Annotated in this window: 15 protein-coding genes and 1 pseudogene; 11 read left to right on the plus strand and 5 right to left on the minus strand. The window is 64.5% G+C overall.

What is annotated here, in order from left to right:
- Positions 1–19: 19 nt before the first annotated feature.
- From DCM79_RS29775 to DCM79_RS29795, 5 genes are all read right to left on the minus strand, one after another.
- Complete coding sequence (locus DCM79_RS29775; RefSeq protein ID WP_373568065.1) at positions 20–904, minus strand: ABC transporter ATP-binding protein; 885 nt, start codon at positions 902–904, stop codon at positions 20–22.
- On the minus strand, positions 889–1800 hold the full coding sequence (locus DCM79_RS29780) for an ABC transporter permease (protein ID WP_373568066.1): 912 nt from the start codon (positions 1798–1800) through the stop codon (positions 889–891). The genes DCM79_RS29775 and DCM79_RS29780 overlap by 16 nt, the downstream gene beginning before the upstream one ends.
- Entirely contained in the window at positions 1797–3218 is a 1422-nt protein-coding gene (locus tag DCM79_RS29785) for an ABC transporter substrate-binding protein (RefSeq protein ID WP_257177613.1), read from the minus strand. The genes DCM79_RS29780 and DCM79_RS29785 overlap by 4 nt, the downstream gene beginning before the upstream one ends.
- 181 nt (positions 3219–3399) lie before the next feature.
- A complete protein-coding gene (locus tag DCM79_RS29790; protein ID WP_257177614.1) occupies positions 3400–4173 on the minus strand; it encodes a Crp/Fnr family transcriptional regulator in 774 nt (257 codons plus the stop codon).
- 182 nt (positions 4174–4355) lie between these two features.
- Entirely contained in the window at positions 4356–4661 is a 306-nt protein-coding gene (locus DCM79_RS29795) for a DUF971 domain-containing protein (protein ID WP_257177615.1), read from the minus strand.
- A 194-nt stretch (positions 4662–4855) separates the two neighbouring features.
- Between DCM79_RS29795 and DCM79_RS29800 the strand changes: the two genes are divergently transcribed.
- From DCM79_RS29800 to chvE, 11 genes and pseudogenes are all read left to right on the plus strand, one after another.
- Positions 4856–5629 carry a ferredoxin--NADP reductase gene (locus tag DCM79_RS29800; protein ID WP_257177616.1) on the plus strand — a complete coding sequence of 258 codons (774 nt, stop codon included), beginning with the start codon at positions 4856–4858 and terminating at the stop codon, positions 5627–5629.
- A gap of 102 nt (positions 5630–5731) precedes the next feature.
- A complete protein-coding gene (locus tag DCM79_RS29805) occupies positions 5732–7474 on the plus strand; it encodes a fumarate reductase/succinate dehydrogenase flavoprotein subunit (protein ID WP_257177617.1) in 1743 nt (580 codons plus the stop codon).
- 31 nt (positions 7475–7505) lie between these two features.
- Positions 7506–7739, plus strand: coding sequence for a ferredoxin family protein (locus DCM79_RS29810; RefSeq protein ID WP_007593252.1), 234 nt, complete (start codon positions 7506–7508; stop codon positions 7737–7739).
- A 2-nt stretch (positions 7740–7741) separates the two neighbouring features.
- On the plus strand, positions 7742–8719 hold the full coding sequence (locus tag DCM79_RS29815; protein ID WP_257177618.1) for a HEAT repeat domain-containing protein: 978 nt from the start codon (positions 7742–7744) through the stop codon (positions 8717–8719).
- 102 nt (positions 8720–8821) lie between these two features.
- Complete coding sequence (locus DCM79_RS29820) at positions 8822–9994, plus strand: fumarylacetoacetate hydrolase family protein (RefSeq protein WP_257177619.1); 1173 nt, start codon at positions 8822–8824, stop codon at positions 9992–9994.
- Positions 9995–10480: 486 nt separating this feature from the next.
- Positions 10481–10624, plus strand: a pseudogene (locus DCM79_RS29825) (sugar ABC transporter permease YjfF); the annotation flags it as partial.
- Positions 10625–10674: 50 nt separating this feature from the next.
- Positions 10675–11451: a FadR/GntR family transcriptional regulator gene (locus DCM79_RS29830; protein ID WP_257177620.1), complete on the plus strand. Its 777-nt coding sequence runs from the start codon at positions 10675–10677 to the stop codon at positions 11449–11451.
- Complete coding sequence (locus DCM79_RS29835; RefSeq protein WP_257177621.1) at positions 11448–12374, plus strand: Gfo/Idh/MocA family protein; 927 nt, start codon at positions 11448–11450, stop codon at positions 12372–12374. Before DCM79_RS29830 ends, DCM79_RS29835 begins: the two co-directional genes overlap by 4 nt.
- Before the next feature lie 2 nt (positions 12375–12376).
- Positions 12377–13453 carry an aldose epimerase family protein gene (locus tag DCM79_RS29840; RefSeq protein WP_257177622.1) on the plus strand — a complete coding sequence of 359 codons (1077 nt, stop codon included), beginning with the start codon at positions 12377–12379 and terminating at the stop codon, positions 13451–13453.
- Positions 13453–14331, plus strand: a complete 879-nt coding sequence (locus DCM79_RS29845; protein WP_257180888.1) for an SMP-30/gluconolactonase/LRE family protein — start codon at positions 13453–13455, stop codon at positions 14329–14331. The genes DCM79_RS29840 and DCM79_RS29845 overlap by 1 nt, the downstream gene beginning before the upstream one ends.
- Before the next feature lie 71 nt (positions 14332–14402).
- Positions 14403–15476, plus strand: coding sequence for a multiple monosaccharide ABC transporter substrate-binding protein (gene chvE, locus DCM79_RS29850; protein WP_257177623.1), 1074 nt, complete (start codon positions 14403–14405; stop codon positions 15474–15476).
- The last annotated feature ends 22 nt before the right edge of the window (positions 15477–15498 follow it).

Below are 15498 nucleotides of genomic sequence, written 5' to 3' on the forward strand. Positions count from 1 at the left end.
GGCAAGCACGACTGCTGAATCAGATCACATCCGCCAGCGAGTGCCCATGCAGCTCGATGCTCAGCCCCTGCATGCCCATGTCGCTGATCTCGCCGCCCATGGCCTTCAGGCTCTCTTCGCGGATCAACGACATCAGCCCGCGACGTAGCGCCAGGAACTCCGACGACATCATCATCCCCTGCTGCCGCGGCCGCTCCAGCGGAATCGGGATCTCCGCCTTGATCGAGCCGGGGCGCGCCGTCATGCAGTAGACGCGGTCGGACAGGAAGATCGCCTCGTCGATGTCGTGGGTGACGAACAGCACCGAGATCTTGAGCCGCTGCCACATGTTGGTGAGGATCTGCTGCATGATGACGCGGGTCTGCGCGTCGAGTGCACCGAACGGCTCGTCCAGCAGCAGCACCTTCGGCCCCGTCGCCAGCGCGCGGACGATGCCGACGCGCTGCTTCATGCCGCCTGAGAGTTTTTCGGGATAGTGCTTCTCGAAGGCTTCAAGCCCGGCAAGGCCGAGCAGCGTACGTGCCGCGCGCTCGCGCTGCGAGCGCGGCATGCCGCGCATCTTCAGCCCGAACTCGACGTTCTCACGCACCGTCTTCCAGGGAAACAGCGAGTATTGCTGGAACACCATGCCGCGCTCGGCGCTGGGACCGCTGACCTTCTCGCCGTCAACGGTGACGACCCCGGTGGTCGGCTTGAGGAAGCCGGCGACCGCGTTGAGCAGGGTCGACTTTCCGCAGCCGGAGGGGCCGACGATCGAGACGAACTCGCCGGGCTTCACGTGGATCTGCGTGTCGGTGACGGCCTGCACCGGTCCCTCGATGGTCTCGTAGGCGAGGGAGAAGTTCTTGACCTCGACATGGCCCTTCGGCGTGCCCGCAATCATCTCGCTCATGTCGACCTCCATGGCATCACCAATTTTCCGGCGCCTCTGATCAGGACGCTCGATCCGAGCCCGAGCACGCCGATTGCGATCATGCCGAGCGCGATGTCGGCGTACTGGACCAGCGAATAGGCCTCCCAGGTGAAGTAGCCGATGCCGTATTGACCGGAGATCATCTCGGCGGCGATCAGCGATACCCAAGCGACGCCCATGCCGACCGTGAGGCCCGTGAAGATGTGCGGCAGCGAGGCCGGGAAATACACCTCGCGGAAGATCGAGCGCTCGCGGGCGCCGAGACATTGCGCGGCCCGCACCAGCACGGGATCGACCAGCGACATGCCGTGCAGCGTGTTGACCAGGATCGGGAAGAACGAGCCGAGGAAGGTGATGAAGACGATGCTCTGCTCGTTGGTCGGCCACAGCATGATCGCCATCGGCACCCAGGCGATCGCCGGGATCGGCCGGAGCACTTCCGCGACCGGGAAGATGATCTCGTGCACCAGCTTGAAGCGGCCCATGATCAGGCCGAGCGGGACGCCGACGATGGCGGCGAGCGAGAAGCCGATGAAGATGCGCCGGCAGCTCAGCGCGATGTGCATCAGGAATTTGGGATCGTGGATCGCCGTGTTGAAGCTTGCATAGACCGCGAGCGGTGAGGGCACGTTGGTGAAGCGCACGAAGAACACGACGCGATAGGTGGTCAGCAGGTGCCAGACCAGCAGGAAGGCGAGCAGCGAAATCACGCCGATCGCGGTCGCGCGCAGCCCAGCCCGATTGAGCCGGTACCAGCGCAGCGCGAGTGTGCCGAAGGAAGGCGGCGCCGCAGGCTGGGCGCTGACGGCGGGCGCAGGTCCCGCCTCTGCAATGGCTGTTGCCGGCATGCTGTCCTCGGGATGTCTGAGGAGGGCGGGACTGCTCACGTCTTGCCTCCGCCGACGGCGGCCTTCACCGCGTCATCGAAGCCGAGCACCTTGCCGCCGACCTTGGCGGCATAGGCTTCGGCGTCCTTCTTGAGCAGGAACGGGGCGACCTCGCCGTTGCCGACCGCAAAGAAGGCTTGGTCGGCGAACAGCTTGATGCCGCGCGTCGTGTCGAAGACATAGGCGACGTTGATCTTCTTGCCCTTGGCTTTGTAGTCGGCGTACGCCCCGAGGGTGCAGGCGGCGGACGAGAAGGGCAAGATGCCGGCATCATCCACCCAGACCTCGCCGGCCTTGCGCGGATCGGCGATCGGCTTCTTGCAGAAGGCATCTTCGCCGGAGATCTCGTAATTCTTCGTGCTGGCCAGCTGTGCGTCGTAGTCGAGCTTCATCTCGGCATAGGCCTTGCGGATGTAGCTGTCGTCGACCCATTTCTTCGGATCGAATTCCTTCATGCGGCCGAGGTTCTGCAGAACCTTGACGTCGGCCGTGGCGGCATCGATCAGAGCGGGCTTCACCGTCGGATCGGTGGTCATGTTGCCGCTCGGCCCCAGGAAGATGTAGACGACTTCCTTGTTGATGCCGGTCCATTCCTGGATTTTTTCGGCGGCCAGCTTGGGATCGTCGCGCAGCCACTGATTGGCGGCGATCAGCGCCTTGAAATAGGCGACGACGACCTCGGGATATTTTTCGGCGAAGTCGGTGCGGACCACGATGCCGTGGAAGGTCGGCAAGTTCGTCTCGACGCCATCGAAGATCTTGCGCGCGAAGCCGCGGAACGGCAGCAGCTCGGCGAAGGGGACGAAGTCGGCATGCGCGTCGATCTTCTTCTCCTGGAGATTGGTCGAGCCGACCTCCGGGCTCTGGCTGACGAGCTGGAAGAAGTCCGATGCGTAGCCGCGATCCTGCATCGCCTTCAGCACCATGCCGTGCGCGGCGGAGCCGAAGGGAACGCTGACCAGCTTGCCCTTGAGATCGGCGAGGTCGTAGTAGGGTGAATCCTTGTGAACCACCATGCCGTTGCCGGAGCCGGACAGGCTGTAGGCGGCGATGCCCATCAGCCGGCTCTTGCTCTCGGGATTGCTCTCGAAGGTGAAGCCGTTCACGATTAGGGGATAGTCGCCCATCATGCCGATCTGCAGCTTGTTCGCCATCATCGCATTGGTCACGGGCGGACCCGAGGTGAAGTTCTGCCATTCCAGCGCGAACTTGATGTTGGCGTATTTGCCGTCCTTCGGCAGATATTTCTCCAGCAGATGGAGCTGGCGGATGACGACGCCCGCGGTCACCGTGTTGGTCGTGGTGTCCTGCGTTCCGATACCGAGCGTGACGGTTTCCGCCGCGGCCGGTTGCGTGACGAGTAGCGCCAGCGACGTCACCGACATCGCGATCGAGAGCGTGGGAAGATGGCCGACCATTCTCATCCTCATTCGGTTGGATGTGCTGTGGTTGCCATGATTGGGTGAGGGCGGGGGCAGGGCAAATCCGGAATGGTGACCGCAGTCGATTAGTTGCCGGGAAAAGGTGATTGCATACTCCTTGGGCAGTCCTGCACTATAAAGCCGCTTGCCTGTGCATCGGCCTTGGTCGCAAATTCGCCTAGTCAGCTGCGTGACCGCGCATCTCCTCCAGCACGTCGGTCCGGCAGACCACGATCTGCGACCGCTTGGTCTGCACGATTCCTTTTTCCTGCATGCGCTTGAGGCTGATGGTGACCCACTGCCTGGTGGCGCCGACCATGTGGGCGATGTCGGCGTGGGTGAAAGCCGCCGCGATCACGGTGCCGTCGGCGTCGTCGACGCCATAGAGCTCGACGAGATGCAGCAGGAGATGCGCAAGGCGCTGTGTGATCGAGCGCGTTCCCAGCATCTGCGCCAGCGCCGAATAGCATTTGCCCTTGAAGGTCAGGCCTTCGATCAGGCCGATGGCAAGGTTCGGGATCTCGGCGGCCAGGGACCGCAATTCCTTGCCGGGCAGGTGCACGACGCTGCAATTGCTGGACGCAACGCCGGACCATTGGTGCACGGTGCCCTCGAACACTTCGGGGCCGCCGACGAAATTGCCGACATGCCAATAGGCCAGCGTGATCTCGCGCCCCTGCGGCGAGGTATAGAACACGCGGATACGGCCGCTCTCGATCAGCCAGATGCCGTCATGCTTGCCGCCCTGGTTGAACAGCGTCTGGCCGCGGTTCAACACCTTTCGCCGGCCCTGTTTAAGCACCGCTTCCCGCTCGCGCGGCGAGAGCTTGTCCATCAGCGGCGGCGGCCCGCCGATCCATTGCTGGTTCTCGGTGAGCAGCAGCGACGAGCTGCCCGCAGGCCGGACTGCCGGGGGAACGGCCCCGCGAACCGCATTCGCTGCCTGCAACATCGTCTGCCTCCGGAACGTTCAAATCGTTCTAAAGAGGAGCAATGTCCGTGCCAGATGGAAAGCGCCAACCTCCGGCGTCATTCCGAGATGCGGCAAGGCGCGCAGACCCGGAATCCACAATTACGAGCGGGGGTTAGGGATTCCGGGCTCGCCCTCCGGGCGCCCCGGAATGACAATATTGGTCAACGCCCCGCCAGGCTCAGCAAGTACGTCTTCGGGTAAATCCCCCTGTCATGCCCGTCCGAGAACGAGATGTTCAGTCCGTAGCCGAGATCGCCGATCTCTGTGATCGCAATTCCCGGAAAGGTTTCCGGGAAGCGGCCGTCGAAGCGGGCGCGCGTGCAGTGGGCGCATTTGCAGGAGAGGCGGAGTGTTTCGGCGGACACGCGCAGCGCATCGTCCTGCGTGGTGCGGACGAGAAGCGCGGCCAGATCAGCGCTGGCTTCATAATCGGCCACGGTCGGCGCAACCAGTGCAGTCATGGTCATGACGAACCTCCGGCCTCTATCTATGTCGGTGCGGGCGTGCACGAATAGCAACTAATTGCCGGGGCGGGCATGACCTCCGCGCTCAGGTCGATCACCGCTCCGCGAAATGGGAAACTAATCGACCGGAACTCTCACTTCCGAATTGCCGGACTCTCCTCTCTCCGAGACCTTGAGACAATCGATAAGGAGAGATCATGACTGCATTCCAGAAGGAGACGGTTCTGTCAGTCAAGCACTGGACCGACTCTCTGTTCAGCTTCACCGCGACCCGCGATCCCGGCTTCCGCTTCCAGAACGGCCAGTTCGCGATGATCGGGCTCGAGGTCGAGGGCAGGCCCCTCATGCGCGCCTACAGCATGGCCAGCGCCAACCACGAGGAGGCGCTCGAATTCTTCTCGATCAAGGTGCAGGACGGCCCGCTGACCTCGCGCCTGCAGAAGATCAGGGAGGGCGACATCATCCTGGTCGGCCGCAAGGCGACCGGCACGTTGATCACCGGCAATCTCATTCCGGGAAAGCGGCTGCTGCTGCTCTCGACCGGCACGGGCCTTGCGCCCTTCGCCAGCCTGATCAAGGATCCGGATGTCTACGAGAACTACGAGACCATCGTGCTCGCCCATGGCTGCCGCCAGGTCTCCGAGCTCGCCTATGGCGAAAATGTCGTCGAAAGCCTGCGCAATCACGAATTCTTCGGACCGTTGATCCGCGACAAGCTGGTCTACTACCCGACCGTGACCCGCGAGCCTTTCCGCAATCGCGGCCGCATCACCGATCTGATCGCCTCGAACCAGCTGTTCGAGGATGTCGGGCTATCAGGGCTCGATATCGAGACCGACCGCATCATGCTGTGCGGCAGTCCCGCGATGCTGGAAGAGCTTCACGCGATGTTCTCCGCGCGCGGCTTCGTCGAGGGCAACCACAGCCGGCCCGGCCATTTCGTGATCGAGAAGGCCTTTGTCGAGCGCTGAGGCGCAAATCGCGCTCCGGCGACAACTAATTGCTATCGCCGCGACGTCCCCTGAACAACTCTGATGCAAAGGCGCCGGAGATCGGCGAACCAGGAGCAAGTGATGGCACTAGATCAGATCGTCGACGGACTTTCGGAGGTTTCCTGCGATGTGCTGGTGATCGGCGGCGGCACGGCCGGCCCGATGGCGGCGCTGAAGGCGAAGCTGAAGAACCCGAAGGCCAACGTCGTCCTGCTCGAAAAAGCCAACGTCAAGCGCTCCGGCGCGATCTCGATGGGCATGGACGGTCTGAACAACGCCGTCATCCCCGGCTATGCGACGCCGGAGCAGTACACCAAGGAAATCACCATCGCCAACGACGGCATCGTCGACCAGAAGGCGGTCTATAAATATGCCCAGAACTGTTACTCGATCATCGAGGAGCTCGACAGCTTCGGCATCCGCTTCCTGAAGAACGAGAACGGCGATTACGCCGTCAAGAAGGTGCACCACATCGGCACCTACGTGCTGCCGATGCCGAACGGCGAGACCGTGAAGAAGGCGCTCTACCGCCAGCTCCGCCGCGCCCGCATCCTGATCTCCAACCGCTACATGGCGACGCGGCTGCTGAAATCGTCGGACGGCCGCATCGCCGGCGCGGTGAGCGTCAACACCCGCACCGCCGAGATGCTGGTGATCAAGGCCAAGGCCGTGATCCTCTGCATGGGCGCCGCCGGCCGCCTCGGCCTGCCAACCTCCGGTTACATGTTCGGCACCTATGAGAACGCCGCCAATTCCGGCGACGGCTACGCCATGGCCTATCACGCCGGCGCCGCCCTCGCGAATCTCGAATGCTTCCAGATCAACCCGCTGATCAAGGACTATAACGGCCCGGCCTGCGCCTATGTCGCCGGCCCCTTCGGCGCGTACACGGCGAACAACGAAGGCTCGCGCTTCATCGAATGCGACTATTGGTCGGGCCAGATGATGCTGGAGTTCTACAACGAGCTGTTGTCCGGCAAGGGCCCGGTGTTCCTCCAGCTCAAGCATCTGCATCCGGACACCATCTCGGAGATCGAATCCACGCTGCACAAGGTGGAGCGGCCGACGCGCGGTCTGTTCCAGCAAGGACGGGGCGTCGACTACCGCAGCGAGTCGATCGAGATGCATATCTCCGAGATCGGCTTCTGCTCCGGCCACAGCGCCTCCGGCGTGTTCGTCGACGACAATGCGCGCACCACCGTGCCCGGCCTCTACGCCGCCGGCGACATGGCGAGCGTGCCGCACAATTACATGCTGGGCGCCTTCACCAACGGTTCGGTCGCCGGCATCGACGCCATGGAGTTCGCCGACAGTCACGATTTCGCGGAGTTCGATGCGGCCGACGTCGCGGTGGAGCGCGACCGCGTGATGGCGCCGACCAGGCGCGAGGACGGCATTCCGCCCAACCAGATCGAGTACAAGACCCGCCGCCTCGTCAACGACTATCTGCAGCCGCCGAAGGTGACGCGCAAGTACGAGCTCGGCATGCGGCGCCTGGCCGAAGCGCGCGAGGACATGCAGGAGCGCATGATCGCGCGCAACGCGCACGAGCTGCTCCGCGCGCTCGAAGTGCAGTCGATCATGGACTGCGCCGACATGGCCGCGCACGCCTCGCTCTACCGCGAGGAGAGCCGCTGGGGCCTCTATCACTGGCGCACGGACTTTCCGGAGAAGGACAACGAGAACTGGTTCTGCCACACGCTGCTGTCCAAGCAGGACGGCAAGATGACCAGCGAAAAGCGCGCCGTCGAGCCCTATGTCGTCCCGATCGCGGACGACGAGAAGGACCTCTACGACAAGCAGCGCATCCGCGCCTCCGCCTGATCCACCGCGCCACAGCAACAGGAGACATCACATGCCTCTCGCGTCCTATCAGACCTCGGTTCCGGTGGTCGTCGACGACGCCAAGTGCATCGCCGACAAGGGCTGCACCGTCTGCGTCGACGTCTGCCCGCTCGACGTCCTGCGCATCAGCGACATGACCAACAAGGCCTACATGGCCTATGACGAGTGCTGGTACTGCATGCCCTGCGAGGCCGATTGCCCGACCGGCGCCGTCACCGTCAACATTCCGTATTTGTTGAGGTGATCATGTCGAGCCCGTTCGAATCCTACGACGATTTGGAGGATGCCGACGAGCGGCTGCAGGCGGCCGATCCCGCCGAGCGCCGCGTCGCCATCATCGCGCTCAGCCATTCCGGCGATCCCGCAGCAGTCGCGCATCTTGCCAACATGGTCGCCGATCCCGACGCCGGCGTGCGCCAGCAAGTGGCGATGGCGCTCGGCGAGTTCGACGGGCCGGAGGCGGCGAGCGCGCTGGTCAAGTTGCTGGTCGATCCCGAAAGGATCGTTGCGGCCGCCGCGGCCGACAGCATGGCCGAGTTCAAGGATCCCGCCTGCGCGGAGGTGATCCTGCCTCTGGTGAAGCACGCGCACGCCTTCGTCCGCATGGGCGCGCTGCGTGCGCTCAAGGAATTGCGCTGCAAGGATACGCTCAAGCCGGCACTGGAAGCGCTGCAGGATTCCGATGCGGCCGTGCGCGTGCAGGCCATCGGCGTGATCGGCTTCCTCAAGCTGGAGGAATCCATCCCCGCCCTGACCGCGCTGATCAACGATCCCGACGCCCATGTCCGCCGTGCTGCCGTGAGCGCGCTGGCGTTCTCGCAGATGAAGCCGGCGGCCGAGACCATCACCCGTGCGCTGAAGGACGGTGACTGGATGGTGCGTGAGATGGCCGCGGAGACCCTGGGCCTGAACGCCAATGGTGCGATCGCGGCTGATCAGCTCGTCGCCAGCCTCGCGGACGAGTTCTGGCAGGTGCGGCTGAAGGCGATCCGCAGCCTCGGGAGGATGAAGATCGAACGTGCGGTGCGGCCGATCGGCAACTGCGTCAACCACGACCAGGCCAACCTGCGCAAGGAAGCCGCCGCCGCGCTCGGCGAGATCGCGCATCCCGACGGCGAGGCGTTCCTCGCCGTGATCGCTGACGATCCCGATCCCGATGTCCGCAAGAATGCGCGTTGGGCGCTGCAGCAGATCGCAGCCCGCAAGGCCCGGGCAGGGGCCTAGCGGCGCCGCTCTGGACATCCGGAGCCAGACGTTTATTGGTCTTCGCCAACGAGATCGGCTGCTGCGAACGGCCGATCCCCTGGATAGAGCGAGGACGCCGCCATGACGACATTGACCGTGAAGGACCTTCTCCCCGAGGATGGAACGAAGGGGACGCTGGTCGGCCGCGTCTGGCTGCCGCAGGTGAACGGTCCAGCCGTCGTCGCAGTGCGAGGCGATGGCGTATTCGACGTCACCGCAAAGTTTCCGACCGTCAGCGCGCTCTGCGAGGAAGACGAACCGGCCAAGGCGCTCGGCGCGACCAAGGGCGAGCGCATCGGCGATCTCGAGGCCCTCGTGGCCAACACGGCACCCGATGGGCGTGATCCGAAAAAGCCCTGGCTGCTCGCGCCGGTCGATCTCCAGACCCTGAAGGCGGCGGGCGTCACCTTCGCCATCTCGATGCTGGAGCGCGTGATCGAGGAACGCGCCAAGGGCAATCCGGCCTCGGCCGAGGCGATCCGCAAGGAGGTCACCCGGCTGATCGGCGACGATCTGTCGAAGCTCAAGCCGGGCTCCGATCAGGCCATGCACCTGAAGCAGGTGCTGATCGACCAGAACGCCTGGAGCCAGTATCTCGAAGTCGGCATCGGCCCCGATGCCGAGGTCTTCACCAAGGCCCCGACCATGTCCTCCGTCGGCACCGGCATGGATGCGGGCCTGCACCCGAAATCGACCTGGAACAATCCCGAGCCTGAGCTCGTGCTGTTCGTCTCCAGCCGCGGCAAGATCGTCGGCGGTGCACTCGGAAATGACGTGAACTTGCGCGACTTCGAGGGCCGCTCGGCGCTGCTGCTGTCGAAGGCCAAGGACAACAACGCCTCCTGCTCGATCGGCCCGTTGCTGCGCCTGTTCGACGACAGCTTCACGCTCGACGATGCGCGCAAGCTCGACATCAGCCTGAACGTCAAGGGCACGGACGGGTTCGTTCTCGACGGTCATTCCTCCATCAGCAAGATCAGCCGCGACCCGACCGATCTCGTCGCGCAGACCATCGGCAAGATCCATCAATACCCGGACGGATTCGTGCTTTTCCTCGGCACCATGTTCGCGCCCGTGAAGGACCGCGATGCGCCGGGGCAGGGCTTCACCCACAAGCGCGACGACATCGTCACGATCGCAGCGCCCCAGCTCGGCAAGCTCGTCAACCGCATGCGCACCAGCGACGAGTGCGAGCCCTGGACCTTCGGCATCGGCGCGCTGATGAAGAACCTGGCGCAGCGGAAGCTGATCTAGCTCTTCGCCTCAGCGCAAGATGCGAAGCGTGGGTTGATAGACGCGGAGCTCTCTCCACTCCGTCATCGCCAGCGCAGCGAAGGCAATTCAGAATCTTGGAAATTCTGCATTGCCTTCCTTCTCTCGCGATGACCGAAGAGCGCGCGCGACCGTTTATCGCCGCCGTTGCGGATCAAGCACTTGCATCCAAATCCGCAAATTCCCTTCATCTGCCCGTTGCATCACTGGAACAAAATCCCGCTTAGCGTGTCATAGAACCCCGCGCTGCTCCTCCGTGCATTTTCCCCAAAATAGTCAAATAATATGACTAGTAGGAACCCATCTTCCGTGGAATAGTACCCGCCATGCCCGCAAAGGGCGGTCTTTGCGGGCGCCACGCGATCAATCCGGCGCCCAGGACAAATCTTGGGAGACGCGCCTGACGACCCTTAAAGCCCTCTTTGCGGCCAGCGCCACCGCCGCGTTGCTGCTCGCGCAGCCCGCCCGTCGGTATTCGACGCCGCGTTGCGGATGCCCGGAGGTGGGCGGTTGACGGCGATCGCGATCATCCTGCTGGTGCCCGTCATCGGCGGCGCGCTGCTGCTGCATCTCACCCGGTTCGGCGCCAACGTCTACGCGCTCGGCGGCAGCCTGGTCGCGCTCGCGCGCCGGCCGGCGGCGAAGAGCGCAGGGGCCGTCCGATGACCTCGCGCATCGTCGTCATCCCGACGCGGCGGGCCCACTCCAACCATGCGGAGGTCGCCCGCTCGATCGGCATCGACATCATCGCCGGACGTTACGCGGAGGGGACGCGCCTGCCGGGCGACGCCGAGATGATCGCGATGTTCGGCGTGTCGCGGCCGGTGCTGCGGGAGAGCGTGAAGACGCTGGTCGCCAAGGGGCTGCTCACCACCAAGGCGCGGGTCGGCACCGTCGTGCGCGAGCGCGGCGCCTGGAACATGTTCGACGCCGACGTGCTGGCCTGGCACCTGGACGCCGGCATCGACAAGCGCTTCCTGAACGATCTCGCCGAGATCCGTCTTGCGGTCGAGCCGCGCGCGGCGATGCTGGCGGCCACGCGGCGGTCCGAGCAGGACCTGGCCGAGCTCCGGCACAGCATGGAGCGGATGCGGCTCGAAGCGTCCGACTCGGTCGGCTTTGCCGATGCCGACCTCGCGCTTCACGTCGCGGTGGCGCGCGCCTCCGGCAATCTGTTCATGCGCTCGATCGGCCACGTCATCGAGGCAGCGCTGCGCGCCTCGTTCCTGCTCAGCGCCCCGGTCGAGCCGGAGGACCGCGACACGGTGCTGCAATGGCACCAGAACATCGTCGATGCGATCGTGGCGGGCGATGCCGACGCCGCCTCGGAGGCGATGGTCTTCGTCATTCACAACGGCATGCATCGCCATGAGGGCACGGTCATCGAGACCGCAACGGCCGAGACGGTGCCATCGGCCGAATCCGGAGAGAGATCGTGACGGAACTTTGCATCGCCATCGTCGGTTTCGGCAAGATCGCGCGCGACCAGCACGTCGGCGCAATTGCGACGGTGCCGGGCGCGATGCTGGCGGCGATTGCCAGCCGCAATGCCTCGCTGCCGGGCCTGCCGCACTTCGCGACCATCGAGGAGCTGCTGGAGAAAGGTCCGCCGATCGACGCCGTGTCGCTGTGTACGCCGCCGCAGGTGAGGCGCGCGCAGGCGGCCGCGGCGCTTGCTGCCGGCAAGCACGTCATGCTGGAAAAGCCGCCGGGCGCCGGAGTGGCCGAGCTCGATCCGCTGATCGAGATGGCGGCGCAGGCAAGACGAACCCTGTTTGCGACCTGGCATTCACGCCATGCGCCGGCGGTCGAGCCCGCGCGACAATGGCTCGCCGGGCGACGCATCCAATCGGTGCATATCAGCTGGAAGGAAGATGTCCGCGTCTGGCATCCCGGCCAGAGCTGGATCTGGGAACCAGGCGGTCTTGGCGTGTTCGATCCCGGCATCAATGCGTTGTCGATCCTGACCAGAATCCTGCCCAGGCCGGTGTTCGTCACCGCGGCCGAACTTGCCTTTCCCGCCAACTGCCAAGCGCCGATCGCTGCGAGCCTGACCCTGACCGACATAGGCGGCCTGCCTGTGACCGCCGAGTTCGACTTTCGCCAGACCGGGCCGCAGAGCTGGGATATTGTCGTCGATACCGATCGCGGCCGGATGACCTTGTCCAATGGGGGCGCGCGCATGGCCATCGACGACAAGGTTCTTGCCGAAGCTCCCGATGAGGAATATCGCGGACTCTACCGGCGCTTCGTCGAGCTCGCGGCGACCGGCGCAAGCGACGTCGATCTGACACCGCTGCGTCTCGTCGCCGACGCCTTCCTGCTCGGCAAGCGCACAATTGTCGAACCGTTCGTGGATTAGACATGGCTGGCTCAACAATCAAAAAAGATGTCTTCGGGAGACTGCCTGATGGCCGCGACGTCGAGCGCATCGTGCTGCGCGGGGCAGGCGGATTCGAAGCGCGGATCATCACCCATGGTGCTGTGCTTCAGGCGCTGATCGCGCCGGATGCGAAGGGCGGTCATGACGACGTCGTGCTCGGCCACGACACGTTCGCCGGCTATCTCGCGGAACGAAAGTTCTTCGGCGCCACCGTCGGCCGCTACGCCAACCGCGTCGCTGGGGGGCGGTTCTCGCTGGATGGCGAGACGGTGCAGCTTGCCGTCAACAACGGGCCGAATGCCCTGCACGGCGGTCTCGATGGATTCGACCGCAAGCTCTGGGAGATCGTGGAGATCGACGAGGGCGCAGAGCCCGCAGTGACGCTCGCCTATACGAGTCCGCACGGGGAGGAGAACTATCCCGGCAAGCTCGATGTCCGCCTGACCTATCGCGTCACCGGCCCGGCCGAACTGTCGCTTTCCATGGAAGCGCGCAGCGACCGGCCGACCATCGTCAACCTGACCAACCACAGCTTCTTCAATCTCGACGGCGCAACGTCAGGCGCGTCCATCCTCGACCACCGCCTGACGGTCGCCGCCGAGCATTTCCTCGCGATCGATCCCACCGCCATTCCATTGCCGGAGCCGCCGCGTCGCGTTGCCGGCACGCCGTTCGATTTCCGCGAAGCTCGGCCGGTCGGCGAGCGCATCCGGCAGGGCGATCAGCAATTGCAGAACGGCAGGGGCTACGACCACACCTATTGCTTCGGCGGCGACGGCAAGCTCGCGCTGGCCGCAAGGCTGGAGGCGCCGCGCTCGGGCCGGATCATGGAGCTGTTCACCGACCAGCCCGGCCTTCAGGTCTATTCCGGCAATTATCTGGACGGCACGGTTTCGGGGAAGGGCGGCAAGCTGATCCGGCAGTCGGACGCCATTTGCCTGGAGCCGCACATCTGGCCCGATGCGCCGAACCGGCCGGATTTTCCGAGCCCGCGCCTCGATCCCGGCCAGGTCTATCGCCATCACACGGTGTATCGCTTTGCAGTGAGGTCGCCATGATGGAGCAGGTGCCGACCACCGTTCTCTCGGACGATCCCTGCCATCTTGGCGAGGGCCCGACCTATGACGTGACCACCGACACCGCCTGGTGGTTCGACATCCGCGAGGGACGGCTGTTCGAGGCGCAACTCGGCAGTGGCAGCATCCGCGTCCATGCGCTCGGTCGGATGGCGAGCGCGCTCGGTCGCATCGATGCCGAACGGCAGCTGATCGTCGCCGAGGACGGGCTTTACATCCGCACGCTCGCCGATGGCGCCATGACGCTGTTCTTCGCGCTCGAGGCGGACAATCCGGTCACGCGTTCCAACGATTGCCGCGTGCACCAGTCCGGCACGTTCTGGATCGGCACCATGGGCAAGAAGGCCGAGCCAAAAGCCGGGGCGATCTACGCGCTTCATCGCGGCAAGATATCGACACTGTTTCCCGGCATCAGCATCCCCAATTCGATCTGCTTCTCGCCCGATGGCGCCACCGGCTACTTCACCGACACGCCGCGCGCCGTGCTCTATGCCGTGCCGCTCAATCCCGCGACCGGCCTGCCGCGCGGCGAGCCGGAGGTGCTGCTGCGCCATACCGGCATTGGCGGTCTCGACGGCTCGGTGTGCGACGCCGACGGGCAGATCTGGAACGCCTGCTGGGGCGCGAGCCGGATTGACGTCTACTCTCCGCAAGGCGAACGCCTGCGCTCGCTCGGCGTGCCGGCACGGCAGGCGAGTTGCCCGGCCTTCGTCGGCCCCGACTTGTCGCGTCTCCTCGTCACCTCCGCCTGGCAGGACATGGACACGGCCGCGCGCGCCGCCGATCCGCAAGCCGGTTACACCTTTCTATTGGAGGCCTCCGCGCGCGGTCGCGCGGAGCCCGACGTCAAGCTCGCATAGGAGACAAGAAAGCAACCACGGCACGTTCTCGACGACACGAACAGACAATCTGATACCCAAGGGAGTGAAACATGCAGAAACTGAAGACCGCATTCCTCGCACTGGCGCTGGCGGGCGCTGCGACGATGGCCACGAGCCTTCCCGCTGCCGCCCAGGACAAGGCGACCGTCGGCATCGCCATGCCGACGAAGTCGTCTGCGCGCTGGATCGACGACGGCAACAACATGGTCAAGGTGCTGAAGGAACGCGGCTACAACACCGACCTGCAATATGCCGAGGACGACATTCCGAACCAGCTCTCGCAGGTCGAGAACATGGTGACCAAGGGCGCGAAAGCGCTGGTGATCGCCGCAATCGACGGCACCACGCTGTCCGACGTGCTCAAGCAGGCGAAAGCAAAAGGCATCACCGTGATCGCCTATGACCGCCTGATCCGCGGCACGCCGAACGTCGACTATTACGCGACCTTCGACAATTTCCAGGTCGGCGTCTTGCAGGCGCAATCGATCGAGCAGGGGCTCGGGCTGAAGGAAGGCAAGGGCCCGTTCAACATCGAGCTGTTCGGCGGCTCGCCGGACGACAACAATGCCTACTTCTTCTACAACGGCGCGATGAGCGTGCTGAAGCCCTACATCGACAGCGGCAAGCTCGTCGTCGCCTCGGGCCAGATGGGCATGGACAAGGTCGCGACCTTGCGTTGGGACGGCGCCACCGCCCAGGCCCGAATGGACAATCTGCTCAGCGCCTATTACGGCAACAAGAAGCTCAACGCCGTGCTGTCGCCCTATGACGGCATCTCGATCGGCATCATTTCGTCACTGAAGGGCGTCGGCTACGGCAGCGCCGGTCAGCCGATGCCGATCATTTCGGGGCAGGACGCCGAGGTGCCTTCGATCAAGGCGATGCTGCGCGGCGACCAATATTCGACCATCTTCAAGGACACCCGCGACCTCGCCAAGGTGACCGCCGACATGGTCGACGCCGCGCTCGCCGGCAAGCAGGTCACGGTCAACGACACCAAGACCTACGAGAACGGCGTCAAGACCGTGCCGTCCTACCTGCTCAAGCCGGTCGTGGTCTACAAGGACAATTGGGAGAAGGTCCTGGTCGACAGCGGCTACTACAAGAAGTCGCAGTTCCAGTAACTTCCCTTTCCCTCTCCCTGCG

The organism is Bradyrhizobium sp. WBOS07, assembly GCF_024585165.1.
Taxonomy (GTDB): Bacteria; Pseudomonadota; Alphaproteobacteria; order Rhizobiales; family Xanthobacteraceae; genus Bradyrhizobium; species Bradyrhizobium japonicum_B.

Excerpts from the sequence above, each read along its gene's own strand:
- DCM79_RS29830 (WP_257177620.1), top strand. The coding sequence starts at position 10,675 with ATGACCTCGCGCATCGTCGTCATCCCGACGCGGCGGGCCCACTCCAAC.
- DCM79_RS29805 (WP_257177617.1), top strand. The coding sequence starts at position 5,732 with ATGGCACTAGATCAGATCGTCGACGGACTTTCGGAGGTTTCCTGCGAT.
- DCM79_RS29815 (WP_257177618.1), top strand. The coding sequence starts at position 7,742 with ATGTCGAGCCCGTTCGAATCCTACGACGATTTGGAGGATGCCGACGAG.
- DCM79_RS29795 (WP_257177615.1), bottom strand. The coding sequence starts at position 4,661 with ATGACCATGACTGCACTGGTTGCGCCGACCGTGGCCGATTATGAAGCC.
- DCM79_RS29820 (WP_257177619.1), top strand. The coding sequence starts at position 8,822 with ATGACGACATTGACCGTGAAGGACCTTCTCCCCGAGGATGGAACGAAG.
- chvE (WP_257177623.1), top strand. The coding sequence starts at position 14,403 with ATGCAGAAACTGAAGACCGCATTCCTCGCACTGGCGCTGGCGGGCGCT.
- DCM79_RS29775 (WP_373568065.1), bottom strand. The coding sequence starts at position 904 with ATGGAGGTCGACATGAGCGAGATGATTGCGGGCACGCCGAAGGGCCAT.
- DCM79_RS29790 (WP_257177614.1), bottom strand. The coding sequence starts at position 4,173 with ATGTTGCAGGCAGCGAATGCGGTTCGCGGGGCCGTTCCCCCGGCAGTC.
- DCM79_RS29845 (WP_257180888.1), top strand. The coding sequence starts at position 13,453 with ATGGAGCAGGTGCCGACCACCGTTCTCTCGGACGATCCCTGCCATCTT.
- DCM79_RS29810 (WP_007593252.1), top strand. The coding sequence starts at position 7,506 with ATGCCTCTCGCGTCCTATCAGACCTCGGTTCCGGTGGTCGTCGACGAC.
- DCM79_RS29800 (WP_257177616.1), top strand. The coding sequence starts at position 4,856 with ATGACTGCATTCCAGAAGGAGACGGTTCTGTCAGTCAAGCACTGGACC.
- DCM79_RS29785 (WP_257177613.1), bottom strand. The coding sequence starts at position 3,218 with ATGGTCGGCCATCTTCCCACGCTCTCGATCGCGATGTCGGTGACGTCG.
- DCM79_RS29840 (WP_257177622.1), top strand. The coding sequence starts at position 12,377 with ATGGCTGGCTCAACAATCAAAAAAGATGTCTTCGGGAGACTGCCTGAT.